Consider the following 25,912-nt stretch of genomic DNA (forward strand, 5'->3'; position numbering starts at 1 on the left):
TGTTATCGTATTTTTCAGGTTTTCAGCAGAAACAAATGAGAACGCAACGTCAGCCCGTACGCTCGCTCGACAAGCTCGACCGGCGCATCCTGAAACTGCTCCAGAACGACGGCCGGATGGCGATGAAAGACCTCGCGGAACAGGTCGGACTGACCGTCACACCGTGTATCGAGCGCGTGCGGCGCATGGAGCGGGATGGCGTGATCACCGGCTATCACGCGCGCGTCGATCCTCACCAGCTCGATGCCGCGCTGCTGGTGTTCGTCGAGATCACGCTCGGCCACAAGGGCGGCAACATGTTCGAACAATTCCGCCGGGAAGTGATGAAGATCGACGAGGTGCTCGAATGCCACCTTGTGTCCGGCGATTTCGACTACCTGATCAAGGCGCGGATCGGCGAGATGGCCGACTACCGGAAGCTGCTCGGCGACATCCTGCTGCAGTTGCCCGGCGCCGTGCAGTCGAAAAGCTATGTCGTGATGGAAGAAATCAAGGAGACGCTGACGATCGCGGTGGGCGACTGACGCGCCTGCGGCAGGCCGTCGGGCCCTTTATCCCGCCCTTGGCATGCTGCGCCCAATACTGTATAAATGTACAGTATTGGGCGCAGGCGAATGGACGGGCACATGGACGATCGATCCGACAACGAATTTCCGGTAGCGCCGCCCGTGCCCCGCAAGGGGCGCGGTGCGGTCGACAACCTGCAGGGGCGATATGAAATCGCGCAGCGTGAAGCGGTCGACGACGGCTGGACACACGAGTCGGACGATGCCGATTTCCCCGCGCCTTTGCGCACGCAGGTCTTCGAGGAGCGTGCGAAGAGCATCCTGACGCACAACCAGTCGCCCGACATTCCGTTCAGCGTATCGCTCAATCCGTATCGCGGCTGCGAGCACGGTTGCATCTATTGCTTCGCGCGGCCGACGCACAGTTATCTCGGCCTGTCGCCGGGGCTCGATTTCGAAAGCCGCATCTATGCGAAGGTCAATGCGGCCGAACTGCTCGAGCGCGAGATTTCACGCAAGCGCTACGTGCCGGAACCGATCGCGCTCGGCGTCAATACCGATGCCTACCAGCCGGTCGAGCGCGACCTGCGCATCACGCGCAGCGTGATCCAGGTGATGCACGATCGCGGGTTGCCGTTCGCCGCGATCACGAAGTCGTCGCTGATCGAGCGCGATCTCGACCTGCTTGCGCCGATGGCCGAACGCGGGCAGGTGATGGCGGCGGTGACGATCACGACGCTCGACGCCGATCTCGCGCGCACGCTCGAGCCGCGCGCGGCAACACCGGCGCGACGGTTGCGTACGATTCGCGCACTGAGCGAAGCGGGCGTGCCGGTCGGCGTGAGCATTGCACCGATGATTCCGTTCGTCACCGAGCCCGATCTGGAGCGTGTGCTCGAGGCGTGCGCGGAAGCGGGCGCGACGCATGCGAGCTACATCATCCTGAGGCTGCCGTGGGAAGTCGCGCCGCTGTTCAAGAACTGGCTGGCCGCGCATTTTCCCGATCGCGCGGAGCGCGTGATGAACCGCGTGCGCGACATGCGCGGCGGGAAAGACTACGACTCGGATTTCTCGAAACGGATGAAGGGCGAGGGGATCTGGGCCGACCTGCTGCGGCAGCGCTTCCGCCAGGCCGTTAAGCGGCTCGGGCTGAACGAGTGCACGAACGGCATTCTCGATCTGTCGCAGTTTCGCGGTGCGCCGTCCGCCGCGGAGCCGGCGCCGCGCGTTGCTGTTCGTTCAGCCGCCAAGTGGTCGACGCAGTCGCGTGACGACACGCAATTGAACCTGTTCTGACCAGCGCGCTGAACCGGCGTGGGGCGCCGGTGCGTAGCGGCCGTTGCGCTTACTGCGAAATTTGCTTGGCCGCTTCGACCTGCGACTCGAAATACGTCTGGAACGACAGTGCGAGTGCGGTCATCAGCAGGAATGCACCGATCAGCAGCGAGAAGATCACCACGAAGATCACGGTCCAGCCCGACTTGCTGTGCTTGCCCGTCTCGGCGTTGAATTGCGCGTCCCATTTTTCGTCGGGACGCAGCCCGTAGACGAGCGCGGCGAGGAATGCTGCCAGCAACGAGATTGCGCCGGGTACCGCGAGCCACCAGCCGAGGCTGGCGCTGCGCTGGGTTGCGGCGAGCAGGAGGAAGCCCGGGATGCCGACGATCGTCGCGAGCAGGTGCGCCCAGCCGAACACGTCGCGGAAGCCATATAGATAGAAGCGGTGCGCGCCGAGCGATCCGAACAGGAACGCGAGGGCGGCGGTGAGCGTCTTGGAACGAAAGCGGCGGGACGGTGCGGTGCTGCTGGACATGGATGGCGGCGTATTGGCGTTGGCATGGGCGGCCGGCGGGCCGGCGCGGGCGCGCGGCCCGGCTCGCATTCTACGATGCCCGATCGGGCCCGGTCACCCCTGTCCTGCGTCAAGGTGCCGCATAGGTCACACGGTAGATCGCGCCTGCGTAGTCGTCGCTGACGAGCAGCGAGCCGTCCGGCAGCGGCAGCACGTCGGCCGGGCGTCCCCATACCGTGCCGTCGGGCCGCAGCCAGCCCGTGACGAACGGGGTCTGGCGCGCCTGGCTGCCATCCGCCGAGACGACGACGCGCATCACGCGATACCCGACCTTCGTGCTGCGATTCCACGAGCCGTGTTCGGCGATGAAGATGTTATTGCGATACGACGCCGGAAACATCGGCCCTGTATAAAAGCGCATGCCGAGTGCTGCGACGTGTGCGCCGAGTTTCAATACGGGCGGAACATAGCGGCGGCATACGTCGGCGCTGCCGAATTCGGGGTCGGGAGTATCGCCGCCGTGGCAGTACGGAAAGCCGAAGTCGAGGCCGGCGCGCGGCGCGCGGTTCAGCTTGTCGTCGGGCACGTCGTCACCCATCATGTCGCGCCCGTTGTCGGTAAACCAAAGCTCGCCCGAATCGGGGTGCCACGCAAAGCCGACCGTATTGCGTACGCCGCGGGCAACAACCTCGCTCCCGCTGCCGTCCGCCTTCATGCGCGCGATGATTGCATAGCGGCTGCGATCGGCAAGACACACGTTGCACGGTGCGCCGGTCGGCACATACAGTTTGCCGTCGGGGCCGAACGCGATGAATTTCCAGCCGTGATGGTGTTCCGTCGGCAGCGTGTCGGTGACGACGGCGGGTGCGGGCGGTGTGGCGAGCCGGTCGTCGATATGATCGAGACGCAGGATGCGCGATACGGCGGATATATAGAGTGCGCCGCCACGGTAGGCGACGCCGACGGGCATGTCGAGCCCGGACGCGATCACGTAGTGCGCGCTGATCTGTCCCTCGTGCAACACGAACGCATGCACGCGGCCTTCCCGTGTGCCGACATACAGGATGCCGCGCGGCGACCACGCCATTTCGCGGGCGGTCGGTACCGCGTCGGTCAGGACTTCGACGTGGAAGCCGGATGGCACGACGAGTTCGCCCACCGGCAACGGCGAGGCAAGCGTCGGTGCGGACGCGAGGCAGGCAAGACCGGCAAGCAGCGCCGCGAAACGGTGCTGCGCACGGCGCATCGAGGCGGCGCGTAGGGGCGGCATGACGGTGTGAAACGTCCCGGACACGACGATTGTATGCCCGGCGGGCAGGCCGCCTCCGGATTTTTTGCGCGTAAGTGTTTGTTGTACCTCCGGTTTCCGGCTATAATCGCATGTTTCAGTAGTTTCGAACCCGGTTTTCCCGAAGGACATCATATGGTTATCATCCGTCTGGCTCGTGGCGGCTCGAAGAAGCGCCCGTTCTACAACATCGTTGCTACCGATTCGCGCAACCGTCGTGACGGCCGCTTCATCGAGCGCGTCGGCTTCTACAACCCGGTCGCTACGAAGGGCGAATCGCTGCGTATCGCTCAGGATCGCCTGACGTACTGGCAAGGCGTTGGCGCGCAACTGTCGCCGACCGTCCAGCGTCTCGTGAAGGAAGCGCAAAAGGCGCAACCGGCTGCCTAACATGGCACGGTGTGCCGGTCGTGCCGGCTTTGAGGTGCATTAATGGCGGGTCACGATTCCGGTAATGCAAGGCGCGGGCGTGCGTCGTTTGGCGCATTCGTCCGCAAGCCGGTCGAGCGCGACGTTGTCGCGAACGCCGGTCAGGCCGCCGAACAGGGCGGTCTCGAAGTGGTGCAAGCCTGGCCCGACGATGCCGTCGAGGTCGGGGCGGTGGTCGACGCCTATGGCCTGAAGGGCTGGGTCAAGGTGGCGACGCACGCCGACGCCGGTCGCGGTGGCGATGCGCTGCTCAAGGCACGCCACTGGTGGCTGGAGCGTGGTGCAGAGCGGCTTTCCGTGCGCATCATGCAATCGAAGACGCACAGCGACACAGTCGTTGCGCAACTCGCGGGCGTCAGCGACCGCGATGCCGCGCTGGCTATGCGCGGCTTTCGCGTGTTCGTGCGCCGGGAAGATTTCCCGGCATTGGCCGCGGACGAATTCTATTGGGTCGACCTGATCGGTCTCGACGTCGTCAACGAGCAATCGGTGGCACTCGGGAAGGTGAGCGGGATGATCGATAATGGCGTGCATTCGATCATGCGTGTCGAGTATCCGGCGACCGGCAAAGACGGTCAGCCGACCACCGACGAGCGGTTGATTCCGTTCGTCGGCGTATACGTCAAAACGGTGGATCAGGCGGCGCGTCGCATCGTCGTCGACTGGGAAGCCGATTACTGAAATGAACCAGGTTACCGAGAGCGCGGTGCAGTTCGACGTCGTCACGCTCTTTCCCGAGATGTTCCGTGCACTGACCGACTGGGGGATCACCAGCCGGGCCGTCAAGCAAGGGCGCTTCGGGTTGCGCACCTGGAACCCGCGTGATTTCACGACGGACAACTACCGCACGGTCGACGATCGTCCGTACGGCGGCGGTCCGGGCATGGTGATGCTGGCCAGGCCGCTCGAAGCCGCAATCGGTGCCGCGAAAGCGGCGCAGGCTGAGCAGGGTATCGCGAGCACGCGAGTCGTGATGATGTCGCCGCAGGGCGCGCCGCTCACGCATGAGCGTGCGGTGCGGATGGCGCAGGAACCGGGTGTCGTCGTGCTGTGCGGCCGCTATGAAGCGATCGACCAGCGCCTGCTCGATCGTTGCGTCGACGAAGAAATCAGCCTCGGCGATTTCGTCCTGTCCGGCGGGGAATTACCGGCGATGGCGATGATGGATGCCGTCGTGCGGTTGCTGCCCGGTGTGCTGAACGACTCGCTGTCGGCCGTGCAGGATAGTTTCGCTGACGGCCTGCTCGATTGTCCGCACTACACGCGCCCCGAGGAATACGACGGCGTGCGCGTGCCGGACGTGCTGCTCGGCGGGCATCATGCCGAGATCGAGCGGTGGCGGCGCCAGGAAGCATTGAGGAATACGTTGCGGAAGCGGCCGGACCTGATCGTCCGGGCGCGCCGCGAAAAGTTGTTGAGCCGTGCCGACGAGGCGTGGCTTGCGAACCTCGCACGCGAAGCGAAGGACGCCTCCTGAGGCGGTGTCGCGAGCGGGAATTGGCGGTGCCGTGCATGCGTGCGCGGCGCCTGATGTGAATCCATCCTCTATCGGGGCCATGCCTGGAAGCAGGCAGGCGCAAACGCCGACACGATGGCAATAGGAGTCAGTGATGAACCTCATCGCAAAACTTGAGCAGGAAGAAATCGAGCGCGCGCTCGCCGGCAAGACGATCCCCGAATTCGCCCCGGGCGACACGGTGATCGTGAACGTGAACGTGGTTGAAGGTAACCGCAAGCGCGTTCAGGCTTACGAAGGCGTCGTGATCGCGATTCGCAACCGTGGCCTGAACTCGAACTTCATCGTCCGCAAGATCTCGTCGGGCGAAGGCGTCGAGCGTACGTTCCAGACGTACTCGCCGCTGCTGGCAAGCATCGTCGTGAAGCGCCGTGGTGATGTGCGTCGTGCGAAGCTGTACTACCTGCGCGAGCGTTCGGGCAAGTCGGCTCGTATCAAGGAAAAGCTGGTGTCGAAGGATCGCGCCGCAGCAGCTTCCCAAGAGTAAGAGCTGTAAGGAAAAAGCACCCAACCGGGTGCTTTTTTCATTCTGGCGCGAGAATATGCTCGATACGACACGAACCCGAGAGCCCCATTGAATCGCCGCCCCATCATCGATCCCGAAGTCCTGCCGGTCGAAGGCACCGGCGCCGGCCTGCCGGCCATCGATTCCCGCCTGATGACGCCGTCCGGCCTGCGCGACCGTTTCGCGCGCACGCTCGAATGGAGCGTCGAGCCCGGCGAAGCGAGGCTGCAGGAGGGCGTCGATCCACGCAGCGCGGCCGTCCTCGTGCCGCTCGTCGTCCGCGAGTCTGGCCTCACCATGCTGCTGACCCAGCGCGCGGACCACCTGAACGACCACGCCGGACAGATCAGCTTCCCCGGCGGTCGTCGCGAACCGTTCGATCACGATGCAACCGCAACCGCGTTGCGCGAGGCGAAGGAAGAGATCGGGCTGGCAGCCGAGCGGGTCGAGATCCTCGGCGCGCTGCCCGACTACCTGACCGGCACGGGTTTTTGCGTGACGCCGGTGGTGGGCCTCGTGCATCCGCCGTTCACCGTGCAGGCCGACACGTTCGAAGTCGCCGAGATTTTCGAGGTGCCGCTCGCGTTCCTGATGAATCCCGCGAACCATCAGATCCGTGTGTTCCGCTGGGAAGGCGGCGAGCGTCGTTTTTTTGCGATGCCCTATCCGAATGGCGAACCCGGCGGGCATTACTTCATCTGGGGCGCAACTGCCGGCATGTTGCGCAATCTGTACCGCTTCTTGGCCGCCGGCTAGGCGCATGCGGCGGCGGGCGCTCGCGGCTGGCGGCCGTGCGACCGCACCGGCAGCCATCCGGCGCTTACGCTGTGCTATCGTTATGCAAAAAATGACATAACTCCGAAGACGGCGCCACGCATGACTTTCTTTTCGGTTCTCCTCGCCCTCATCATCGAACAGGTCCGCGCGTTGTCGCCGAACAATCCGGTGTTCGCGCTGTTCCAGTTTCATGCGGAAACCGTCGCGCATGGTCTCGACGCTGGCAAGCAGAAGCACGGCATCCTCGCCTGGCTCGCGGTCGTGCTGCCGTGGGTGCTGATCGTCGCGCTGATCTATTTCCTGCTGTACAAGGTGAGCTTCGTGCTCGCATTCATCTGGAACGTCGTTGTCGTGTATTTCACGCTCGGCTTCCGTCAGTTCAGCCATTACTTCACCGATATCCACCTCGCGCTCAATAACGACGACGTGCCGCGTGCGCGAGAAATCCTGCACGAGTGGACAGGCATCGACACGGTCGACATGCCGGTCGGCGAAATCGTCCGCCATACGCTGATTCATGCCGTTGTCGCATCGCATCGCCACGTGTTCGGCGTGTTCTTCTGGTACGTGCTGCCGATCGGCCCGGCCGGTGCCGTGCTGTACCGGATTTCCGAATACCTCGCGCGCAGCTGGTCGACGCCGGGCGACGACCGCACGGCGGCCTTCTCGACGTTCGCGCAGCGCGCGTTCTTCGTGATCGACTGGATTCCCGCGCGATTGACCGCGCTCGGCTTCGCGATCGTCGGCAATTTCGAGGATGCGATCTATGCGTGGCGCAACCATACGCGCCAGTGGCCCGATCCGAACGATGGCGTCCTGCTGGCAGCCGGCAGCGGAGCGCTCGGCGCCCGCCTCGCGGGGCCGCTCGCGGAACCGTCGAGCCTCGATGCGCTGGCAGTCGGCGACAGCGGTCCGTTGACGGTCGGTGACGATTGCACGCCGCGGACGCTGCAATCCGCGGTTGGCCTCGTCTGGCGTGCGGTGATCCTGTGGATGATTCTGCTGCTGATGCTGACGCTTGCCGTCTGGGTGTCGTGACGGGGCAGTGCGATACTCGATGAAAGGCAAAAGGCCGGCTGGATGCCGGCCTTTTTGCTGTGGGTCAGTCGTCTAGCGGGTCGCGCACGGCGCCGCATTGCCAGCACGCGGTGAACTGGGCTTCGAGCGTCTCGCCGCACAGCCGGCAGCGCCACGGCGCGGCGCCGGCCGACGGGCCGTGCGATGCGGCATCGAGGAGCCGGCGCGCGAGTGCGTCGTCGCGTTCGTCGTCGAGCCACAGTTCGGGCGTGCAGGCGTCGGCGGGCAGGCCGCCGAGCGCGCCTGTCGCGTAGCAGTTATGCAGTTCGCAACCGATGCCGGCCACCCGAAGTACGTTGGCCCAATGCTGCGCCGTCGCGAGATCGGGTGCCTTGAAACGCATCGCGGCTCCTGTCGGTGAAAGCCGGCGCATGGCGCCGGCTGGCCGCCGCGCGCGTGCCGCGCGATCAGCGGACGATCTGGCTCGCCTCGTGCACGAGCTGCGCGTACAGCGCATGCCGCGACGTCGCGATACGGCCGTCTGCGACAGCTTCCAGAATCGCGCAGCCGGGTTCGTGCAGATGATGGCAATTATAGAAACGGCAGTCGGCGAGCAGCGGCCGGAACTCCGGGAAGGCGCGCTCGAGACGGCCTTCCGTCAGGTGGTAGAGGCCGAATTCCTGGAAGCCAGGCGAATCGATCAACGCGCCGCCGCCGTCCAATGGATAGAGGCGCGTGAACGTCGTCGTATGACGGCCGCTGTTGAGCGCGGCCGAAATCTCGCGCGTGGCGGCTTCGGCATCGGGAACGAGCAGGTTCACGAGCGTCGACTTGCCCATCCCGGACTGGCCGAGCAGGATCGTCGAATGCCCGGCAAGGTGCGGCATCAGTTGCGCGCGCGCGTCGTCGGGCGAGCCCTTCACCGACAACTCGAGCACGTCGTAGCCAAGGGCGCGATAGGGCGCGAGGCGCTCGCGCGCGACCGGCAGCGCGGCTTCGACGTCGATCTTGTTCAGCACGACGAGCGGCTTCAGCTCGTTCGCCTCGGCGGCGATCAGCGCTCGGCCGAGCAAGTCCTCGCTGAAGTAGGGCTCGGTCGCGAGCACGATCAGCAACTGGTCGAGGTTGGCCGCGAACAGCTTCGACTTGAACTGGTCGGAACGGTACAGCAGGTTGCGCCGCTCGCCGATCTCCACGATGACGCCCTGGTCGGCGGACGCGAGTTCGTACGCGACTCGGTCGCCAACCGCGATATCGCTCTTCTTCCCGCGCGGGAAGCATTGCAGCATCGGGCCGCCATCGTCGGGCGCGACGATGTAGTGGCGCCCGTGCGCCGCGATCACGCGGCCTTCGGCACGTTGCGCGCCCGACGCGCGCGGGGCCGGCTTGCGGGAGGTCGGCCGGCTCATGCGTGCTGCATCAGGCGGTCGATCCGCTGCGACGCAGGCGGATGCGAGTAGTAGAAGGCCGTGTAGACGGGGTCGGGTGTCAGCGTCGACGCGTTGTCCTCATAGAGCTTCACGAGTGCGCTGACGAGATCCTGCGCGTCGGTCTGGCTGGCCGCGAATGCGTCGGCCTCGAATTCGTGCTTGCGCGACGTGAGGCTGCCGAACGGCGTCGCGAAGAACAGGAACACGGGAATCGCGAGGAAGAACAGCACGAGTGCGGCACCCGCGTTGCTCGTGTCGAGCGACGGCGTGACGCCGAGCCCCGTGTAGAACCACGTGCGTTGCGCGAGCCAGCCGAGCAGCGCGAGCAGCACGAGGCTCAGCACGAACGAGACGAGCATCCGCTTCATCACGTGGCGGCGCTTGAAGTGGCCGAGTTCGTGCGCGAGCACGGCCTCGATTTCCTGGCCGGACAGGCGCGCGAGCAGCGTGTCGAAGAACACGATCCGCTTCGACGCGCCGAAGCCCGTGAAGTACGCGTTGCCGTGCGCGGAGCGGCGGCTGCCGTCCATCACGAACAGCCCCTTCGCCGCAAAGCCGCAGCGCTTCATCAGCGACTCGATGCGCGCGCGCAGCGCGTCGTCCTTCAGCGGCTCGAACTTGTTGAAGATCGGTGCGATGAAGGTCGGGTAGATCAGCAGAACGAGCATCTGGAACGCGACCCAGACGATCCAGGTCCACAGCCACCACAGGCTGCCGGCCTGGTTCATCAGCCACAGCACGACGAACAGCAGCGGCAGGCCGAGCGCGGCGCCGAGCAGCGAGTTTTTCAGCATGTCGGTGAAAAACAGCCGCTTCGTCATCCGGTTGAAGCCGAAACGCTGTTCGATCCCGAACTGGCGGTAATACTCGAACGGGACGTCGATGACGCTCGTGATCACGAGCACCGCCGCGACGAGCGCGACCTGCTGCCCGTAGCCGCGGCCGAGCCAGCCGGTGAGCAGCGTGTCGAGCGCGCCGACGCCGCCGAGCAGCGTGAGGCCGACCAGCACGGCCGCGCTGACGACGATCTCGAGCATCGTCAGCCGAGTGCGCTCAACCGTATAGTCGGCCGCGCGCTGGTGGGCGGTCAGCGGAATGGTTGCGCTGAATTGCGCGGGGACGACGTTGCGGTGCGCCGCGACGAAGCGGATCTGCCGCGATGCGAGCCACAGCTTGGTGACGACCATCGCGAGCACGGCGAGCGCGAACAGCAGGGTGAACGAAAAGGGTGACATCGAAGGCGCCAAAGGGTTCTATGCGAGAATTATATGTTCTTGCGGACCGGCCCCGCTGATGCGATGCCGTCCGCCCGGCCGGCGCCGCGCGCCGCCCGCCATTTTCCAGGATGACTCATGACCGATACCGCCGCTTCCACCAGCCAGCCCGCGCTCGTGCGCAACGAGTTGAACCTCGTCTGGCTCGACATGGAGATGACGGGCCTCGACCCGGATAACGACCGCATCATCGAGATCGCGGTCGTCGTGACCAATTCCACGCTCGACATCGCCGTCGAAGGCCCCGTGTTCGCGATCCACCAGAGCGACGAAACGCTCGCAAAGATGGACGACTGGAACAAGTCGACGCACGGCCGTTCGGGCCTGATCGACCGTGTGCGCGCGTCGACCGTGACCGAAGCGGAAGCCGCCGAGCAGCTGCAGGCGTTCCTCGCGCAGTACGTGTCGCCCGGCAAGTCGCCGATGTGCGGCAACTCGATCTGCCAGGACCGCCGCTTCATGGCGCGCTGGATGCCCGAATTCGAGCGGTTCTTCCACTACCGCAACCTCGATGTCAGCACGCTCAAGGAGCTGTGCCGACGCTGGCAACCCGCGATCTACAAGGGTTTCCAGAAGCGGGCGATGCATACGGCGCTCGCGGACATCCACGAGTCGATCGACGAGCTGAAGTACTACCGCGAGCATTTCCTGATTCCGGCCACGTCTGCTTCGGCAGGCGAGTCCGCGCCGACCGCCTGAGCGGGCCGGCACACGCTTAGCGCGGGGCGCGCTGAGCGCTTTTCGGGCGGAACGCCGCGACCACCGCGGCGTCGGTCTCGATGTACGGACCGCCGATCAGGTCGATGCAGTAGGGCACCGCGGCGAAGATGCCCGGCACGGTCGACTTGCCGTCGGCATCGCGCAGCCCTTCGAGCGTTTCCCGTATCGACTTCGGCTGGCCTGGCAGGTTGATGATCAGCGCCGCATGGTCGGCCGTCTCGCGGATCACCGCGACCTGCCGCGACAGGATCGCGGTCGGCACGAAATTCAGGCTGATCTGCCGCATCTGTTCGCCGAATCCCGGCATCTCCTTCGTTGCGACGGCCAGCGTGGCCTCGGGCGTCACGTCGCGGCGCGCGGGGCCCGTGCCACCCGTCGTCAGCACGAGGTCACACCCCGCGACGTCGACGAGCTCGGCGAGCGTGGCGGAGATCGTGGGCGCATCGTCCTGGATCAGGCGCGTTTCGGCGCGCCACGGCGACACCAGCACGCCGGCGAGCCACTCCTGCAGCGCCGGAATGCCCTTGTCTTCGTAGACGCCCGTGCTCGCGCGGTCGCTGATCGACACGAGGCCGACGACGAGTTCGTCCGGATGGTTAGGCTTCGTCGTCATGGTCGTCTCCGGCGTCGTCCGCCGCCTCGTCGTCCGCATTGGACGTGCCGCCAGCAGTCTTGATCCACTGGAACAGCTCGCGGAAATAGCGCGGCGGCTTGCCTTGCTGCGCTTCCTTGCGTGCGTTGCGGATCAGCGTGCGGCCTTCCTGGATATCGGCTTCCGGATGCTGGCGCAGGAATTCGGTCAGCGCGTCGTCGCTGGCGAGCAACTGTTCGCGCGTGCGTTCGATCCAGTGCAGGCGGGCCGTTGCGGCCTTGTTCACGCCGCGCTGCGCGTCGAGTGCGGTGCGCAGCGCGGCCGTTTCGTCGTCGGTCAGCGAGCGCATCACGCGGCCGACGTACTGGAGCTGGCGGCGCTTGCCTTCGTGATCGGTGATCCGGCGTGCCTCGCGAACGGCGTCCGCGAGACTTTCGGGCATCGGCATGCGCTTGAGGGCGTCTTTCGGCAGATCGACGAGCGCCTGGCCGAGCACCTGCAACTCGTGCATCTCGCGCTTCAACTGGGATTTGCTGGGGCGATCGTAGCCATTGTCGTCGTCTTCGACGGCATGCTCGATCGGCTGGATTCGGGTTTTGCGTGTCATGGGCGGCATTGTATCGCGCCGCGGACACCCCAAGCTTGTCGGTGTCCGGCCCCGGACCTTGCTATGATCGCGGGATACGCAATATTTTGAACATGCGGGCGCCCGCCCGCCACCGGATATCAAGACGATGGCAGCCAATCTCGACGTACAAGCGCGCTATTTCCCGCACACGCAGGACCAGCTCAAAGAAATCGCCTCGGACATCCTTCGCCATGCGAAGGCGCTCGGCGCGACGGACGCCGCGACCGAAATCTCCGAGGGCGACGGCCTGTCGGTGTCGGTGCGCCGCGGCGAAGTCGAAACGATCGAACACAACCGCGACAAGATGGTCGGCGTGACCGTGTTCATCGGCAAGAAGCGCGGCAACGCGAGCACGTCGGATTTCTCGCCGGGCGCGATCAAGGATACCGTCGCCGCCGCGTACAACATCGCGCGCTTCACGGCCGAGGACGAGGCGGCCGGCCTGGCCGAGGCCGAACTGCTCGAAACCGACCCGCGTGACCTCGATCTGTACCATCCGTGGGCGCTGACGGCCGACGAGGCCGTCGAACTCGCCCGCCGCGCGGAAGACGCCGCATTCGCGGTCAGCCCGCAGATCCGCAATTCGGAAGGCGCGAGCGTGTCGGCCCAGCATTCGCAGTTCGTGCTGGCCACTTCGCGCGGCTTCCTGTCCGGCTACCCGTACTCGCGCCACTACATCGCATGCGCGCCGATCGCGGGCAGCGGCCGTCACATGCAGCGTGACGACTGGTATTCGTCGAAGCGCAGCGCGATCGATCTCGCGGCACCCGAAGCGGTGGGCCGTTACGCGGCCGAGCGTGCACTTGCACGGATGGGCGCGCGCCGCCTCGACACCCGCAAGGTGCCCGTGCTGTTCGAGGCGCCGCTCGCGGCCGGCCTGCTCGGCGCATTCGTGCAGGCGGTAAGCGGCGGCGCGCTGTACCGCAAGACGTCGTTCCTCGTCGACAGCCTCGGCAAGCCGGTGTTCGCACCGCACATCCAGGTCGTCGAGGATCCGCACGTGCCGCGGGCGATGGGTAGCGCGCCGTTCGACGAGGAAGGCGTGCGCACGCGTGCGCGCAGCGTCGTCAAGGATGGTGTGGTCGAAGGCTACTTCCTGTCGACCTATTCGGCACGCAAGCTCGGCACCCAGACCACCGGCAACGCGGGCGGCTCGCACAACCTCGCGCTGCGCAGTTCGAACACGCAGGCGGGCGACGATTTCGACGCGATGCTGAAGAAGCTCGGCACGGGCCTGTTGCTGACTGAGCTGATGGGGCAGGGCGTGAACTACGTGACGGGTGACTATTCGCGCGGTGCGGCGGGCTTCTGGGTCGAGAACGGCGTGATCCAATATCCGGTCGAGGAAATCACCGTCGCGAGCACGCTGCAGGAAATGTTCCGGCATATCGTCGCGATCGGCGCCGATTCGATCGTGCGCGGCACGAAGGAAACGGGCTCGGTGCTGATCGAGCAGATGACGATCGCCGGGCAGTAAGCGGCGCGCGGCTTCGGCCGCCATCAAACGAAAAAGCCCGACCGGTATGAGCCGGTCGGGCTTTTTTCATTATGCGTGACGCGTCAGCCGCGCTTGCGCTCGTAGACGACGAACGCATAGCCGAACGTATTCGGCGCGGCCGCCTGATGCGCATCGCGCGACACTTCCTGCCACTGCGCGGCGTCGGGCGCCGGGAACGAGGCGTCACCGTCGAAGTCGGCATCGATCTCGGTGACGACCAGCTTGTCGGCGAGTGCGAGACCTTCCGTGTAGAGCTGCGCGCCGCCAATCAGGAACACCTCGGGCACGCCGTCGCGCGCGGCAAGCGCCAGCGCATCGACGAGCGACGTGACCGTGTCGCAGCCGTCGAAGCGACGCGTCGCGTCGCGCGTGACGACGATATTGCGGCGGCCCGGCAGCGGCCGGCCGATCGACTCGTGGGTCTTGCGGCCCATCACGATCGGTGCGCCCATCGTCGTGCGCTTGAAGAAGGCGAGATCCTCGGGAAGTTTCCAGGGCAACTGGTTGTCGCGGCCGATGATGCCATTGCGGGCACGCGCGACGATCAGGGTCAACGTCGTCATGAAGGTCGGGGAAAGGAAAACCGGAATGGCGCCGATTTTACCGGAACGGCGACGCGCGCCGGTTCCGGGTGCGCGCATCCATTTTCTGCGCTGCGCGCCGCGACGCTCGAGGCAATGCGTCGCGGCGACGGAATGAATAAAAAGCGTGCCCGCCGGGGGACGGAGCACAAAACCGTTCCGTGTTGCGAGATCGTCGATGCCGGCCTCCGATCGATGCTGTCCGGCCCGCTCAAATCTATACGTGATCCTTATCAAATGAATCGACTCGTGCATCACTGATGCGTACTGCCTTGCGCGGCGCCTTCCATCGCGTGCTGCGCGTCGCCCGGCTGCGGTACCGGTACTGGAAGCGGCATCGGCAATTGAGGCGGCGGAATCTCGTCCCACAGCGTCACCGAAGTCCTGCCGGCCGGCAGCAGTTGCGGTGACGACACGGTCACGATACCGAACCCGTTGCCGTGCTGCATGCTCGGCGCGTTTGCTGCAAGCAGCATGGCGCGATCCGGATTCGCGCTTTCGTCTGCGCGTACGAGCGTGGGCGGGCCGACTGCGACGGCCGCAATGGCCATCGACACGAAAGAAAGTAAAAGATGTTTTCGCATGGTCGCTGTCTCCGACGGTTTCCATATTCAGCGAAATGCATGCCATCGCGCCGCGACCGTTGTCGAGGCTGCGATTCGTGCTCGAGCGTTGCGAATTGTGTTGGAAAACGGCCGAAAATGTTTCAGGCCTGAAACGAGGGGGCTTGGGAATTCTGCGGATTCAATCCATACGCAGCAAGGATGAAAATCGTCGCAAGTGTTGATGACAGAGCGTATCGCTGCGCACGTGCTATGTGCAGACGATTGACGCGCATCGACCTCCTGAGCGATACGGCCGCGTCGCTCGCCGCGCTGAAATCGGATTGTCGTATTCAGTGCCTATAACTAAGCTGTCTTGATCAAAATAACTGGACGCAAGATAAGCGCCATCATGCGAGGCGATGTGATCGCCTCGTATCGGCATGGCGAATCGAGCCGCCTTCGGCTGACCCGATTCGATCCTTTTCGCCCGTGACCTGGCGGGCACGGCAATCGTTAGACGGTTGATGAACGGGGTGAGCATATGGGAGCCGATCAGCGGCACGTGATCTACTATTCGCGCGAACCGAACGACGCGTTGCGTGGCCATTTCGACGAATGCGGTTGGCGTGTCGATCTCGCGGAGACCGTGCGAGACGTACGACGTGTCGTGCAGCATGGCGTCGCAACGGCCGGGCTGCTCGATTTTTCGCCGGGCTTCAAGCCCTCCGACCTGCGCGAACTCGAATCCTGCCTGAGCATTCAGCACATCGGCTGGATCGCGGCGACGCGCCGCGGCCAGTTGCAGGACGCTACGCTGCGCCATCTCATTCGCGACTACTGTTTCGACTACGTGACGATGCCGTACGAGACGTCGCGGATCGTCGAGACCGTCGGTCATGCGCACGGGATGATCGCGCTGACCGAACCCGTTGCGCCGCCCGTCGGCGCCGGACGCAGCGAAGGCGAAATGGTCGGGACCTGCGATGCGATGCTGGGGCTCTTCAGGACGATACGCCGCGTCGCGGCAACCGACGCGCCGGTGTTCATCTCCGGCGAATCGGGTACGGGCAAGGAACTGACGGCGGTCGCGATTCACGAACGTTCGTCGCGCGCGCAGGCGCCGTTCATCGCGATCAATTGCGGCGCGATCCCGTCGACATTGCTGCAGGCCGAACTGTTCGGCTATGAGCGCGGTGCGTTCACCGGCGCGAACCAGCGCAAGATCGGCCGCGTCGAGGCCGCCAACGGCGGCACGCTGTTTCTCGACGAGATCGGCGACTTGCCGCTCGAAAGCCAGGCAAGCCTGCTGCGCTTCCTGCAGGAAGGCAAGATCGAGCGGCTGGGTGCCCATGTGTCGGTGCCGGTCGACGTCCGCGTGATCTGCGCGACTCACGTCGACATGGAAGCGGCGCTGCGCGAAGGGCGGTTCCGCGAGGACCTGTTCCATCGCCTGTGCGTGCTGAAGATCGAGGAGCCGCCGCTGCGCGCGCGCGGCAAGGACATCGAGGTGCTCGCGCGCCACATGCTCGAGCGTTTCAAGGGCGATGCGCATCGTCGCCTGCGCGGCTTTTCCCCCGATGCGGTCGCGTCGCTGTACGGCTATTCGTGGCCGGGCAACGTGCGCGAGCTGATCAATCGCGTGCGCCGCGCAATCGTCATGTCGGAGGGCCGGATGATTACCGCGGCCGATCTCGAGCTGAACGACTTCGCGACGCTCGCACCCGTGTCGCTGCTGGAGGCGCGCGAGGCGGCCGAACGGCAGGCGATCGAGCAGGCGCTGTTGCGCCATCGCGGCCGATTCGCGGATGCCGCGCGCGAACTCGGCGTGTCGCGCGTCACGCTCTACCGGCTGATGTGCGCACACGGCATGCGCGATCGCGGCGACACGCTGGCAGGGTTTTCGGCGCCGTTGCCGGAGCTTCCGCATCACGCTTGCTAAAATTGGCGGGTACGGCCGCCCTCGCGGCCGAAGGAACCCGCATGAAACAGTACCTCGATCTCGTTCGTACCATTCTCGATACCGGCACCTGGCAGGAGAACCGCACGGGGATCCGCACCATCAGCATGCCCGGCGCGATGCTGCGCTTCGACCTGCAGCAAGGCTTCCCGGCCGTGACGACCAAGAAGCTCGCGTTCAAGTCCGCGATCGGCGAACTGGTCGGCTTCCTGCGCGCGTCGCGCAGCGCGGCCGATTTCCGCGCGCTCGGCTGCAAGGTGTGGGACGCGAATGCGAACGAGAACGCGCAATGGCTCGCGAACCCGTATCGCCAGGGCGTCGACGATCTCGGCGACGTGTACGGCGTGCAATGGCGCCAGTGGCCGGGCTACAAGGTGCTCGACGGGGGGGCCGACGCGCAGATCGCCGACGCGACTCGCCGCGGCTTCCGGATCGTCACGCGTTTCGACGAGGACGGTGCGCCGAAGGTGCTGCTGTACAAGGCGATCGACCAGTTGCGCCAGTGCCTGGACACGATCATGGAGAACCCGGCCGACCGTCGCATCCTGTTTCACGCGTGGAATCCGGCCGTGCTCGACCAGATCGCACTGCCCGCGTGCCATCTGCTGTACCAGTTCCTGCCGAATGCGACGAAGCGCGAAATCTCGCTGTGCCTGTACATCCGCAGCAACGACGTCGGCCTCGGCACGCCGTTCAACCTGACGGAAGGGGCTGCGCTGCTGTCGCTCGTCGGCCGGCTGACGGGCTACACGCCCCGTTGGTTCACGTACTTCATCGGCGACGCGCACATCTACGAGAATCAGCTCGACATGCTGCAGCGCCAGCTCACGCGCGAGCCGTATGACAGCCCGCGGCTCGAGATTGCCGAGCGGGTGCCGGAATACGCGAAGACGGGCGTCTACGCGCCCGAGTGGCTGGAGCAGATCGAGCCGTCCGATTTCTCGCTCGTCGGTTATCGCCACCATGAACCACTGACCGCGCCGATGGCGGTCTGATCGCGCGACCCGGGCCGCGCGGATGCATCGATCCGCGCCCCGCGGAAAAAGGCCCGACCGGTATCAGCCGGTCGGGCCTTTTGTTTCACGTTTGCGGCACTTACTGGTGATGCCGCTCTTCGTGACCGCCTTGCGGCGGGCTGCTCGGGTGGGGTGCCTCGACGTGCGGCGCCGGTTGCGGCCGCGGTTCCACGTGCGGTGCGGGCATCGACGGGCGCGGTTCCATGCGTGGTGCCGGTTGTGGCCGCGGATCCATGCGCGGCATGTCATGCATGGCGGGCGCCGGCGGGCGGTATTCGTTCACACGTGGCGGCGCGACTTCGCGATGCGGCGCCGGTTGCGCGAATTCGGGGCGAGGTTGCGGCGCAGGTGCCGTCCGTTCCTGTTGCGGTTGCCCATGCTGGGCCGGCGTCGGGAAATCGGGGCGCGGATGCGGCTGCGGAATCTGCGCGGTATTGTCCAGCCGCGGTTGCGGCAGCGCGCGCGGTGCTGCGTTCCGGTCACCGGGCTGCGCGCCCAGCGGAGTCGGCACGCCTTCCGGATGCGGCACCGCTGCGCTGCGCACGGGCGGTAGCGCATTCTGTCCCGCCGCGTGGAGTGCGGTCGGCGGAGCAGGGCGCTGACGTTCGATCGGCGTGTGCGGCTGCATCCACGCGGGCGACGGTGCCTCGGCTGCGTGTGCGTTGCCGATGCCCGCCGGACCGTTGTTCGCTACCGGCGGATGCGGGACGCCGTTGCCGGGCCCGACTGCCTGATGCGGCATCGGGTTGCCGGGGGCCTGCGGCATGCCGCCGGTGACGAAACGCGGTGCGTTGGGGGTTTCGCCGTTCGCCGGCCGCGTGACATTCGGCATGCCCGGCATCGGTGCTCCCGGCCGCCCGGCCTGCACGGCGGCCGGCTGGCCTTCGCGAGGCGCGCGAGCCGGTTGCACGACGGGGCCGTGCGGATTCACGAGCTGCACGTTGTGCATCGCCCATGCGCCGCCGCCCGGCTTGCCCGGAACGCGGATCGGGCGAGCCGTATAGTCGGCCGGCACGTTCGTCTTCACGACGGGGGCGCCGGCACCCGGTACGCGCCCGCCTTGCTGCGCGAGGTGGGCTGCGGCCTGGTCGCGATACGCGGCCGGGACGGCGGGATTGCGCGTCGCGACGTACGGGTGCTGGGCAATCGCCGCAGGCGGACGGTAGCTCGCATTGCGCAGCCCGCCAGTGAAGCTCTGGCGCACCGGCGCGATGCCCGGCGTCCCCGGCGTGACGTGCGCGTTGCGCCATTGCTGCGGATCGACGTGCTGCGAGAAGTGCGCGACCGGCTGACCGTGCACGAACGCGGAGGCCGGTACGGCCGTGATCGCGTGCGGTGCGCGGAAGTTCACATATGTCTTGTTGATGTTGGTGATGTTCGTCACGTTCACGGTCTTGTTCACGTTGACGTTGTTCACCACGATGTTGCGGTTCACGCGGTCGTAGTAGTGCGGGCTCCAGCCGCCCCAGCCCGGATGCCACGGTTCGCCCGGGCCGAGCGCGAACCACGCGCAGCCGGCCGCGGCGACGCCGCCCACCGTGAGCGCGACGCTCCAGTCGGGGCCGCCGCCACCGCCCACGAACGCGACGAGCGCCGGCGCATAGACCGGCGGCTGGTTGACGACCAGCGGGCCCGGTACCCATGCCCAGCTGTCGTCCACGTATGCCCAGCGGCCGTAGTGATACGGCGCGAAACCCCAGGGCGCGTCGTCGACCCACGTCCAGCCCCACGGCGCCTGCCAGATCCAGTGGCCGTCGTGGTATGGCGCCCAGTCTGCCGGCGTGTCGTTCGGCACCCATACCTGGCCGTAATTCGGGGTTTCGCGCCACGTGCCGTTCGCGTCGAGATCCTGGTAGCCGGGAATGTCGCGGGACACATAGCGGGCCGACACCGAACGCTCTTCGGCTGCGTCCCGGCTGGCGGCCCACTGGTCGAGCGGATCGGGGCCCGGGGCGGCGGATTGCTGCGCGACCTGCAGGTCGGTGCCCGTGAACGTGACCTGCTGCCCGGGCGACAGCGGGTACTGGCCATTGCTGCCGTAGACGGTTGCACTGCCGCTGCGCACCGTAACCGTCGTGCTCGCACCGTTTGGCGCGACGTCGACGCGATAGTCGCCGGGGCCCGTGATGCCGAGCGCGAGATTGGGCGTGTCGATTTCGTACGATCCGCCGGCCGGCAGATCGCGCACGTGCGTCGACACGGTGCCGAGCCCCACTTTCAGCTGGGTCGTCGTGTCGTCGAGGTTCAGCACGGACAAACTCGTCGACTCGCCGAGCCGTACCGCGGTCGAGCCGATGTGCAGTTCCGAGCGCGCCCCGGCATCGTTCCAGAGCTGGTCGCCGGTCGTCAGCGGCCGGTTCACGGCGGCATACGACCACGTATCGGTGCCGGCCGGCTCGGTCGTCACGGCGCCCGACAGGTAATTGAGCCGCGCGACACGGCTGGGCGGATCGCCGCCCGGTTGCCGTGCGGCGGCCGCATAGGGCGGGGCGCCGGCCGATTGCGCGAATGCGGGGGGCAGCGCCGCAAGCGCGACGAACGCGAGCAGCGTGCAGCGGGCGGTTCGCTTGAGCGTGAACAGGGTGGCCATGGTGAGCGTCTTCGTCATTATCGCGGCGCGTCGATTCGTGCCGCTGGGTTCACAATATCCGCTCGGCCTGTTTCAATGCTCGGTGTTTTGTAAGGCGAATGGCACACGATGTAACAAAACCTGTCGATCGTGCGCCGTTGTCGCGCAGATGCAATGCTGGCGTCAAGCGGACGTAAGCCATCCGTCGAAAACCTGCTGTCCGGGCACGGTGACGCGCAGCACGCGAGGCCGTGCCGCGCGTTCGATCCAGCCGTGCGCGCAGAAGCTCTCGAGCAGCGCTGCGCCGAGTGCGCCGCCGAGATGCGAGCGCCGCTCGCTCCAGTCGAGACAGCCGCACGCGAAGCGGCGCCGGCGCGTGCGCTGCTGCGCGACGTCGATGCCCCATTGCGCGAGCGCCTGGGTGCCGAGTTCGGTGGTCTCGATCGCATCACCGTCGGCCAGCAGCCAGCCGCGCGCGGTGAGCCCGTCGAAGATGCGCACCGCGAGTTCGCCGGCCATGTGGTCGTAGCAGGTGCGCGCATAGCGCAGTTCGGCCGGGACCGTGCGGGACGGCGCCGGAACCGGGCGATGCGGTGCAGCCGCGCGGGCGACGTTCGCGAGCGCCTCGAGCGACGCCGCGATGTCGGCCGATGCGATCCGGTAGTAGCGATGCCGGCCGCGCACGTCGAGCGCGAGCAGGCCGCCTTCGGTCAAGCGCGCGAGGTGGGCGCTTGCAGCGGACGGCGACAGCCCCGCGATCATCGTCAGTTCGCCTGCCGGTCGCGCGCTGCCGTCCATCAGCACCCACAGCATCGCGGCGCGCCCGGGGTCGGCGATCAGTGAGCCAATGCGGCTCAGGCCCGGAAAGTGGTGGTCGTCTTGGTCGGTCATCGTCGTGTCTCGTCAGGCGGGATGATCTTCAGTGTAGTGGGCGCGCGCATTCGATGTTTCGCTTCTGGCTGAAATGTCGAATGCCGTGGCGCGGGCGCCGTCGATGCGAACCGGGCTGCGGCCGCTCGCGGCGCGCGCGTAGAATGGCCGAAAGCGGCAGCAGCGGGCTGCCGCACGTGACACGATGCAACGATGAAGACGATTTTCTGTTTGCTGGCGGTCGCACTCGTCTGCGCGGCCTGTGCGCAGGGCGGTGCGGGTGCGGTCGGCGAGCGCGGCGGCAGCATCGAGATGTACGGAACGATCGACCAGGGCATCACGGTGCGCCGCTGACCGGTGCCGGCCGTGCGCGCGCCGGGCACCGCCCCGGCAGCCGCGCCGCACGGGGCGCCCCGCGACGCGTTACCGCAGTGCAACGTATAATGGCCCGATTACAGCGCCCCTGCCGCCTGGAGCCAACAAGATGTCCCAACCGTCCCCCGTACCGGCCGCCCTCGACCGCACCGAAACCGTATTTCGCTTCCTCGCCGAGCCGTCGTCGGTGAACTTCGGCGGCAAGGTGCATGGCGGCGCGCTGATGAAGTGGATCGACGAGGTCGCCTATGCATGTGCGGCCGTCTGGTCGAGCCGCTATTGCGTGACGGTCAGCGTCGGCAACATCCGTTTCCAGCGGCCGATCATGGTCGGCAATCTGGTCGAGCTGAAGGCGCGCGTCGTGGCGACGGGCCGCACCAGCATGCACATCCACGTGTCCGTGCATGCCGGCGATCCGAAGGGCGGCATGCTGCGCCAGACAACCGATTGCCTCGTCGTGTTCGTCGCAGTCGACGAGAACGGCAACCCGGTGCCGGTGCCGCCGTTCGTGCCCGAGACCGACGAGCAGAAGGTGCTCGCGAAATATGCGGCCGACGTGCGGGCCGCGCTCGACAAGATCGTCGAGATGAAACCGGAAGAGGTCGCGAAAGGCGCGGTCTGATCGCCGCGGGCGCCGCGCATCGCAGCGCGCCGCGCCCGTCGTCCTGCCGTTACTGCGACCCGATCATCTGCTCGGGACGTACCCACGCATCGAATTCCGCCTCGGTCAGGTAGCCGAGCGCGAGCGCGGCCGCCTTCAGCGTCGTGCCTTCCTTGTGCGCCTTCTTCGCGATCTGCGCCGACTTGTCGTAGCCGATGTGCGGATTAAGCGCCGTCACGAGCATCAGCGATTCGTTCAGCAGCAGGTCGATCCGCGAACGGTTCGGCTCGATGCCCACCGCGCAGTGGTCGTTGAAGCTCTGTGCGCCGTCGGCGAGCAGCCGCACCGACTGCAGCACGTTGTGCGCGATCATCGGCCGGAACACGTTCAGCTCGAAATTGCCGCTCGCGCCGCCGACGTTGACCGCGACGTCGTTGCCGAACACCTGGCAGCACAGCATCGTCACGGCTTCGGACTGCGTCGGGTTCACCTTGCCCGGCATGATCGAGCTGCCCGGCTCGTTTTCAGGGATCGACAGCTCGCCGAGCCCGCAGCGCGGCCCGCTCGCGAGCCAGCGTACGTCGTTCGCGATCTTCATAAGGCCGGCCGCGACCGTCTTCAGCGCGCCGTGCGCGAACACCAGCGCGTCGGCGGCGGCCATCACCTCGAACTTGCTCGGCGCCGTCACGAACGGCAGCTTCGCGAGCCTGCCGATTTCATCGGCGACGCGCACGGCGAACTCCGGATGCGCGTTCAGTCCCGTGCCGACCGCGGTGCCGCCGAGCGCGAGTTCGTACAGGTGCGGCAGCGCCGATTCGACGTGACGGATGCCCTGGTCGAGCTGCGCAACGTAGCCGGAAAACTCCTGGCCGAGCGTGAGCGGCGTCGCGTCCTGCAGGTGCGTGCGGCCGATCTTCACGATGTCGGCGAACGCCTTCGACTTCGCGTCGAGCGTCGTGCGCAGCGTGCGCAGCGCCGGCAGCAGGTGGTTGACGATCGCGTACGCGGCCGCGACGTGCATGGCGGTCGGGAACACGTCGTTCGACGACTGGCCGCGGTTCACGTCGTCGTTCGGATGAACCTTGCGCGCTTCGCCGCGCTCGCCGCCCATCAGTTCGCTCGCGCGGTTCGCGATCACCTCGTTGAGGTTCATGTTGGTCTGCGTGCCGGAGCCCGTCTGCCAGACCGCGAGCGGGAATTCACGCGGATGCTTGCCGGCGATGATTTCGTCGGCCGCGTCGATGATCGCGCGCGCCTTGTCGTCGGCCAGCACGCCGAGCGACTGGTTCACGGCCGCTGCGGCGCGCTTGACGATCGCGAGCGCGTGGATCAGCTCGGGCGACTGCTTCTCGGTCGAGATCCGGAAATTCTGCAGCGAGCGCTCGGTTTGCGCGCCCCAGAGCCGGTCGGCCGGCACGGCGATCTCGCCAAACGTATCGCGTTCCATCCGAACTGCTTCGTTCATGATCCACTCCTCCAGGAAAGGGGAAAGGCCACGCGTCGTCGCGCGGCATCAGATGTAATCAGACGTATCGTGAGGCAGTCGCGCCGCTCGCGCGGCATCTTGGGGTCTTCAGCCGACTAGCATAGCGCCGGCCCGGATTTCGCGTCTTGTCGCGCTCAGCGCGATGACGTCACGAGTGACGCGCTCTTCAGATGGAAGCGCCATGCCATCAGCACGGCCACGCTTGCGAGGCCTGCCGCGAGGCCCCACCAGAGGCCGCGGGCGCCGAGGCCCGCGTGGAAAGCGAACCAGTAGCCGGTCGGAAAGCCGATGCCCCAGTAGCCGAGAGTCGCCGCGAGCATCGGGACGCGCGTGTCCTTCAGGCCGCGCAGCGCACCCGACCCGACAGTTTGCGCGCCGTCGACGATCTGGAACACCGCGGCGATGCCGAGCAGCGACGCGGCGAGCGACACGGTGGCCGCGTTGGCCGGATCGTCGAGGTTCAGGTACAGGCCGACGATCGCATGCGGCGCGACGACCAGCACGATGCCCGACAGCGTCATGAACGCGACACCGAGGCCGAGTGCGACGAAGCCCGCATGCCGCGCCGCGACGGGTGCCCCGGCGCCGACCCAGTAACCGACCCGCACGTTGGCGGCCTGGCCGATCGCGAGCGGCACCATGAACGCCACCGACGCGACGTTCAGCGCAATCTGGTGGGCGGCCAATGACGTCGCGCCGAGTACGCCGATCGTCAGGCCGGTCGCGAGGAACAGCGTCGACTCGACCCCGTACGTGATCGCGACGGGCCAGCCGATGCCGATCAGTTCGCCCATCATCGGCAGCTTCGGGCGCGCGGCGGTGACGAAATGACGGAAGCGTTGCCGGCCGTGCAGCAGCCAGATCAGTGCGAGCGCGGTGAGCCAGATCGTGATCGTCGTCGCGACCGCCGAGCCGAGGAAGCCGAGGCGCGGCAGCCCGAACGCGCCGTGGATCAGCCCGTAGTTCAGTACGCCGTTGACGCCAACGCCGCCGATCGACACCCACAGCAGCCGGCGCGCCGCGCCGATCGCCGGCAGGAAGGCGCGCATCAGCCCGACGCCGATCAGGCTGCCGAGCGCGGCGAAGCGCAGGATGCCCGTGTATTCGCCGACGTGATGGGCGAGCAAGGGCGGCTCGTGGAACATCAGCAGGATCGGTTCGGACAGCGACAGCGCGATGATGGCCGGAATCGCGAGCAGCACGGACAGCGCGAAGCCGGTCCAGTAGATGTGCGGTACGCGCTCGTCGGCCTTGGCGCCGCGCGCATGCGCGACGCTGACGCTGACCGACGACAGCACGCCTTGCAGCACGGTCACGATGACGAAGAAGAAGTTCGCGCCGAGCCCGCCCGCCGCGAGCGAATCGGGGCCGAGCGAGCCGAGCAGCACGGTGTCGGTGACGCTCATCGCCATCTGCGAGAGCTGCGCGATCGCGAGCGGCGCAGCGAGGCGCGCGGTATCGGCGGCGTGACTGGACAGGGAAGGCGGCGCGGCAGCCGTCCGCGTAAGACCGGAATGCGACATGGAATGGGCGCTCGCGCGGGTGCAGGCCCGCGCTATATGTATTTATTTTGAGAGAGAGCTAGCTTACGGCTTTATTCGAACCGTGTCGAACGCGCGCGCCGATGGCCATGTCGCAGGCAGGGGGAACCGTCGGCCCTAGGCTTCGCGCACGGCAATGCGCGTGTCGCCGAGCAGGACGACCTGGCCCGCGCGGATCTTGCAGGTCTTGCGCAGTTCGACCGCGCCGTCGACTTTCACCGCGCCGGACGCGACGATCAGCTTCGCGGTGCCGCCGCTGTCCGCGAGGCCGGTGATCTTGAGAAGGTTATGCAGCTCGACGTATTCGCCGGTCAGCGTGAAATCCAGGTTGGGCATGACGAAGAGGGGGCGCAATGCGCGGGAGGAGTCGCCCCGCATCATACGGCACCGCGGGCCGGT

General features: G+C 66.5%; 28 protein-coding genes. 14 read left to right on the plus strand and 14 right to left on the minus strand.

Annotated features, from left to right (window positions below):
• Positions 1 to 35: 35 nt before the first annotated feature.
• Together LGN17_RS06865 and LGN17_RS06870 are read left to right on the plus strand one after the other, a co-directional pair.
• Entirely contained in the window at positions 36 to 524 is a 489-nt protein-coding gene (locus tag LGN17_RS06865) for an Lrp/AsnC ligand binding domain-containing protein (protein ID WP_175951682.1), read from the plus strand.
• 90 nt (positions 525 to 614) lie between these two features.
• Entirely contained in the window at positions 615 to 1,802 is a 1,188-nt protein-coding gene (locus LGN17_RS06870; protein ID WP_226195647.1) for a PA0069 family radical SAM protein, read from the plus strand.
• Between the two features lie 49 nt (positions 1,803 to 1,851).
• Here the strand turns inward: LGN17_RS06870 and LGN17_RS06875 are convergent, their stop codons facing one another.
• Together LGN17_RS06875 and LGN17_RS06880 are read right to left on the minus strand one after the other, a co-directional pair.
• On the minus strand, positions 1,852 to 2,319 hold the full coding sequence (locus LGN17_RS06875; protein WP_069249241.1) for an NINE protein: 468 nt from the start codon (positions 2,317 to 2,319) through the stop codon (positions 1,852 to 1,854).
• A 109-nt stretch (positions 2,320 to 2,428) separates the two neighbouring features.
• On the minus strand, positions 2,429 to 3,568 hold the full coding sequence (locus LGN17_RS06880; RefSeq protein ID WP_226195648.1) for a PQQ-dependent sugar dehydrogenase: 1,140 nt from the start codon (positions 3,566 to 3,568) through the stop codon (positions 2,429 to 2,431).
• A gap of 153 nt (positions 3,569 to 3,721) precedes the next feature.
• Between LGN17_RS06880 and rpsP the strand changes: the two genes are divergently transcribed.
• The 6 genes from rpsP (at position 3,722) to LGN17_RS06910 (ending at position 7,851) form a co-directional block, all read left to right on the plus strand.
• The gene (gene rpsP, locus LGN17_RS06885; RefSeq protein ID WP_006476550.1) at positions 3,722 to 3,976 is read left to right on the plus strand and encodes a 30S ribosomal protein S16; all 255 of its coding nucleotides are present in this window, start codon (positions 3,722 to 3,724) and stop codon (positions 3,974 to 3,976) included.
• A gap of 42 nt (positions 3,977 to 4,018) precedes the next feature.
• Positions 4,019 to 4,696, plus strand: a complete 678-nt coding sequence (rimM, locus tag LGN17_RS06890) for a ribosome maturation factor RimM (protein WP_226195649.1) — start codon at positions 4,019 to 4,021, stop codon at positions 4,694 to 4,696.
• Position 4,697: 1 nt separating this feature from the next.
• A complete protein-coding gene (trmD, locus tag LGN17_RS06895; RefSeq protein ID WP_175951686.1) occupies positions 4,698 to 5,492 on the plus strand; it encodes a tRNA (guanosine(37)-N1)-methyltransferase TrmD in 795 nt (264 codons plus the stop codon).
• Positions 5,493 to 5,625: 133 nt separating this feature from the next.
• Entirely contained in the window at positions 5,626 to 6,018 is a 393-nt protein-coding gene (gene rplS, locus LGN17_RS06900) for a 50S ribosomal protein L19 (protein WP_006753174.1), read from the plus strand.
• Positions 6,019 to 6,105: 87 nt separating this feature from the next.
• Positions 6,106 to 6,792 (plus strand): CoA pyrophosphatase, encoded by a 687-nt coding sequence (locus LGN17_RS06905; RefSeq protein WP_226195650.1) that lies wholly within the window; start codon positions 6,106 to 6,108, stop codon positions 6,790 to 6,792.
• Between the two features lie 120 nt (positions 6,793 to 6,912).
• On the plus strand, positions 6,913 to 7,851 hold the full coding sequence (locus LGN17_RS06910; protein ID WP_043181898.1) for a CobD/CbiB family protein: 939 nt from the start codon (positions 6,913 to 6,915) through the stop codon (positions 7,849 to 7,851).
• A gap of 64 nt (positions 7,852 to 7,915) precedes the next feature.
• Here the strand turns inward: LGN17_RS06910 and LGN17_RS06915 are convergent, their stop codons facing one another.
• The 3 genes from LGN17_RS06915 to LGN17_RS06925 form a co-directional block, all read right to left on the minus strand.
• A complete protein-coding gene (locus LGN17_RS06915; RefSeq protein ID WP_226195651.1) occupies positions 7,916 to 8,233 on the minus strand; it encodes a DUF2007 domain-containing protein in 318 nt (105 codons plus the stop codon).
• A gap of 64 nt (positions 8,234 to 8,297) precedes the next feature.
• Positions 8,298 to 9,239: a ribosome small subunit-dependent GTPase A gene (gene rsgA / locus LGN17_RS06920; RefSeq protein WP_175951688.1), complete on the minus strand. Its 942-nt coding sequence runs from the start codon at positions 9,237 to 9,239 to the stop codon at positions 8,298 to 8,300.
• Positions 9,236 to 10,495: a M48 family metallopeptidase gene (locus tag LGN17_RS06925; protein ID WP_226195652.1), complete on the minus strand. Its 1,260-nt coding sequence runs from the start codon at positions 10,493 to 10,495 to the stop codon at positions 9,236 to 9,238. The genes rsgA and LGN17_RS06925 overlap by 4 nt, the downstream gene beginning before the upstream one ends.
• A gap of 117 nt (positions 10,496 to 10,612) precedes the next feature.
• Between LGN17_RS06925 and orn the strand changes: the two genes are divergently transcribed.
• Positions 10,613 to 11,233 (plus strand): oligoribonuclease, encoded by a 621-nt coding sequence (gene orn, locus LGN17_RS06930; protein ID WP_226195653.1) that lies wholly within the window; start codon positions 10,613 to 10,615, stop codon positions 11,231 to 11,233.
• 16 nt (positions 11,234 to 11,249) lie between these two features.
• Here the strand turns inward: orn and mog are convergent, their stop codons facing one another.
• Both mog and yjgA read right to left on the minus strand, forming a co-directional pair.
• On the minus strand, positions 11,250 to 11,867 hold the full coding sequence (gene mog, locus LGN17_RS06935; protein ID WP_175951691.1) for a molybdopterin adenylyltransferase: 618 nt from the start codon (positions 11,865 to 11,867) through the stop codon (positions 11,250 to 11,252).
• Positions 11,851 to 12,453, minus strand: coding sequence for a ribosome biogenesis factor YjgA (yjgA, locus tag LGN17_RS06940; protein WP_279613070.1), 603 nt, complete (start codon positions 12,451 to 12,453; stop codon positions 11,851 to 11,853). The genes mog and yjgA overlap by 17 nt, the downstream gene beginning before the upstream one ends.
• A gap of 127 nt (positions 12,454 to 12,580) precedes the next feature.
• Between yjgA and pmbA the strand changes: the two genes are divergently transcribed.
• Positions 12,581 to 13,951: a metalloprotease PmbA gene (pmbA, locus tag LGN17_RS06945; RefSeq protein WP_011351368.1), complete on the plus strand. Its 1,371-nt coding sequence runs from the start codon at positions 12,581 to 12,583 to the stop codon at positions 13,949 to 13,951.
• Between the two features lie 83 nt (positions 13,952 to 14,034).
• Here pmbA and LGN17_RS06950 read toward each other — a convergent pair whose 3' ends face one another.
• Entirely contained in the window at positions 14,035 to 14,535 is a 501-nt protein-coding gene (locus LGN17_RS06950) for a dihydrofolate reductase (RefSeq protein WP_226195725.1), read from the minus strand.
• Between the two features lie 272 nt (positions 14,536 to 14,807).
• Positions 14,808 to 15,029 (minus strand): hypothetical protein, encoded by a 222-nt coding sequence (locus tag LGN17_RS06955; RefSeq protein ID WP_413227009.1) that lies wholly within the window; start codon positions 15,027 to 15,029, stop codon positions 14,808 to 14,810.
• Between the two features lie 610 nt (positions 15,030 to 15,639).
• On the opposite strand from LGN17_RS06955, the gene LGN17_RS06960 reads away from it, so the two are divergent.
• The gene (locus tag LGN17_RS06960) at positions 15,640 to 17,037 is read left to right on the plus strand and encodes a sigma-54 dependent transcriptional regulator (protein ID WP_226195654.1); all 1,398 of its coding nucleotides are present in this window, start codon (positions 15,640 to 15,642) and stop codon (positions 17,035 to 17,037) included.
• A gap of 41 nt (positions 17,038 to 17,078) precedes the next feature.
• Positions 17,079 to 18,050 carry a thymidylate synthase gene (locus tag LGN17_RS06965; RefSeq protein ID WP_226195655.1) on the plus strand — a complete coding sequence of 324 codons (972 nt, stop codon included), beginning with the start codon at positions 17,079 to 17,081 and terminating at the stop codon, positions 18,048 to 18,050.
• Between the two features lie 100 nt (positions 18,051 to 18,150).
• Here the strand turns inward: LGN17_RS06965 and LGN17_RS06970 are convergent, their stop codons facing one another.
• Complete coding sequence (locus tag LGN17_RS06970) at positions 18,151 to 20,661, minus strand: DUF6600 domain-containing protein (RefSeq protein ID WP_226195726.1); 2,511 nt, start codon at positions 20,659 to 20,661, stop codon at positions 18,151 to 18,153.
• Positions 20,662 to 20,823: 162 nt separating this feature from the next.
• Positions 20,824 to 21,531: an ArsR/SmtB family transcription factor gene (locus LGN17_RS06975; protein WP_046545220.1), complete on the minus strand. Its 708-nt coding sequence runs from the start codon at positions 21,529 to 21,531 to the stop codon at positions 20,824 to 20,826.
• Positions 21,532 to 21,723: 192 nt separating this feature from the next.
• Here LGN17_RS06975 and LGN17_RS06980 point away from each other — a divergent pair, with 192 nt between their 5' ends.
• Together LGN17_RS06980 and LGN17_RS06985 are read left to right on the plus strand one after the other, a co-directional pair.
• Complete coding sequence (locus LGN17_RS06980; RefSeq protein WP_226195656.1) at positions 21,724 to 21,864, plus strand: hypothetical protein; 141 nt, start codon at positions 21,724 to 21,726, stop codon at positions 21,862 to 21,864.
• Between the two features lie 130 nt (positions 21,865 to 21,994).
• On the plus strand, positions 21,995 to 22,507 hold the full coding sequence (locus tag LGN17_RS06985) for an acyl-CoA thioesterase (protein ID WP_039370920.1): 513 nt from the start codon (positions 21,995 to 21,997) through the stop codon (positions 22,505 to 22,507).
• Positions 22,508 to 22,556: 49 nt separating this feature from the next.
• Here LGN17_RS06985 and fumC read toward each other — a convergent pair whose 3' ends face one another.
• The 3 genes from fumC to LGN17_RS07000 all read right to left on the minus strand — a co-directional run bounded on the left by fumC (position 22,557) and on the right by LGN17_RS07000 (position 25,849).
• Positions 22,557 to 23,951 (minus strand): class II fumarate hydratase, encoded by a 1,395-nt coding sequence (gene fumC / locus LGN17_RS06990; protein WP_047850516.1) that lies wholly within the window; start codon positions 23,949 to 23,951, stop codon positions 22,557 to 22,559.
• A gap of 155 nt (positions 23,952 to 24,106) precedes the next feature.
• Positions 24,107 to 25,495, minus strand: a complete 1,389-nt coding sequence (gene norM, locus LGN17_RS06995) for a multidrug efflux MATE transporter NorM (protein ID WP_226195657.1) — start codon at positions 25,493 to 25,495, stop codon at positions 24,107 to 24,109.
• Positions 25,496 to 25,630: 135 nt separating this feature from the next.
• A complete protein-coding gene (locus LGN17_RS07000) occupies positions 25,631 to 25,849 on the minus strand; it encodes an RNA-binding S4 domain-containing protein (RefSeq protein WP_006486208.1) in 219 nt (72 codons plus the stop codon).
• Positions 25,850 to 25,912: the final 63 nt, after the last annotated feature.

The sequence above is a fragment of the Burkholderia sp. AU30280 genome (assembly GCF_020420125.1).
GTDB lineage: Bacteria > Pseudomonadota > Gammaproteobacteria > Burkholderiales > Burkholderiaceae > Burkholderia.

Coding starts and splice junctions, on each gene's coding strand:
- LGN17_RS06865 (WP_175951682.1), top strand. CDS start 36: ATGAGAACGCAACGTCAGCCCGTACGCTCGCTCGACAAGCTCGACCGG.
- LGN17_RS06870 (WP_226195647.1), top strand. CDS start 615: ATGGACGGGCACATGGACGATCGATCCGACAACGAATTTCCGGTAGCG.
- LGN17_RS06875 (WP_069249241.1), bottom strand. CDS start 2,319: ATGTCCAGCAGCACCGCACCGTCCCGCCGCTTTCGTTCCAAGACGCTC.
- LGN17_RS06880 (WP_226195648.1), bottom strand. CDS start 3,568: ATGCCGCCCCTACGCGCCGCCTCGATGCGCCGTGCGCAGCACCGTTTC.
- rpsP (WP_006476550.1), top strand. CDS start 3,722: ATGGTTATCATCCGTCTGGCTCGTGGCGGCTCGAAGAAGCGCCCGTTC.
- rimM (WP_226195649.1), top strand. CDS start 4,019: ATGGCGGGTCACGATTCCGGTAATGCAAGGCGCGGGCGTGCGTCGTTT.
- trmD (WP_175951686.1), top strand. CDS start 4,698: ATGAACCAGGTTACCGAGAGCGCGGTGCAGTTCGACGTCGTCACGCTC.
- rplS (WP_006753174.1), top strand. CDS start 5,626: ATGAACCTCATCGCAAAACTTGAGCAGGAAGAAATCGAGCGCGCGCTC.
- LGN17_RS06910 (WP_043181898.1), top strand. CDS start 6,913: ATGACTTTCTTTTCGGTTCTCCTCGCCCTCATCATCGAACAGGTCCGC.
- LGN17_RS06915 (WP_226195651.1), bottom strand. CDS start 8,233: ATGCGTTTCAAGGCACCCGATCTCGCGACGGCGCAGCATTGGGCCAAC.
- rsgA (WP_175951688.1), bottom strand. CDS start 9,239: ATGAGCCGGCCGACCTCCCGCAAGCCGGCCCCGCGCGCGTCGGGCGCG.
- LGN17_RS06925 (WP_226195652.1), bottom strand. CDS start 10,495: ATGTCACCCTTTTCGTTCACCCTGCTGTTCGCGCTCGCCGTGCTCGCG.
- orn (WP_226195653.1), top strand. CDS start 10,613: ATGACCGATACCGCCGCTTCCACCAGCCAGCCCGCGCTCGTGCGCAAC.
- mog (WP_175951691.1), bottom strand. CDS start 11,867: ATGACGACGAAGCCTAACCATCCGGACGAACTCGTCGTCGGCCTCGTG.
- yjgA (WP_279613070.1), bottom strand. CDS start 12,453: ATGACACGCAAAACCCGAATCCAGCCGATCGAGCATGCCGTCGAAGAC.
- pmbA (WP_011351368.1), top strand. CDS start 12,581: ATGGCAGCCAATCTCGACGTACAAGCGCGCTATTTCCCGCACACGCAG.
- LGN17_RS06950 (WP_226195725.1), bottom strand. CDS start 14,535: ATGACGACGTTGACCCTGATCGTCGCGCGTGCCCGCAATGGCATCATC.
- LGN17_RS06955 (WP_413227009.1), bottom strand. CDS start 15,029: ATGCTGCTTGCAGCAAACGCGCCGAGCATGCAGCACGGCAACGGGTTC.
- LGN17_RS06960 (WP_226195654.1), top strand. CDS start 15,640: ATGGGAGCCGATCAGCGGCACGTGATCTACTATTCGCGCGAACCGAAC.
- LGN17_RS06965 (WP_226195655.1), top strand. CDS start 17,079: ATGAAACAGTACCTCGATCTCGTTCGTACCATTCTCGATACCGGCACC.
- LGN17_RS06970 (WP_226195726.1), bottom strand. CDS start 20,661: ATGGCCACCCTGTTCACGCTCAAGCGAACCGCCCGCTGCACGCTGCTC.
- LGN17_RS06975 (WP_046545220.1), bottom strand. CDS start 21,531: ATGACCGACCAAGACGACCACCACTTTCCGGGCCTGAGCCGCATTGGC.
- LGN17_RS06980 (WP_226195656.1), top strand. CDS start 21,724: ATGAAGACGATTTTCTGTTTGCTGGCGGTCGCACTCGTCTGCGCGGCC.
- LGN17_RS06985 (WP_039370920.1), top strand. CDS start 21,995: ATGTCCCAACCGTCCCCCGTACCGGCCGCCCTCGACCGCACCGAAACC.
- fumC (WP_047850516.1), bottom strand. CDS start 23,951: ATGAACGAAGCAGTTCGGATGGAACGCGATACGTTTGGCGAGATCGCC.
- norM (WP_226195657.1), bottom strand. CDS start 25,495: ATGTCGCATTCCGGTCTTACGCGGACGGCTGCCGCGCCGCCTTCCCTG.
- LGN17_RS07000 (WP_006486208.1), bottom strand. CDS start 25,849: ATGCCCAACCTGGATTTCACGCTGACCGGCGAATACGTCGAGCTGCAT.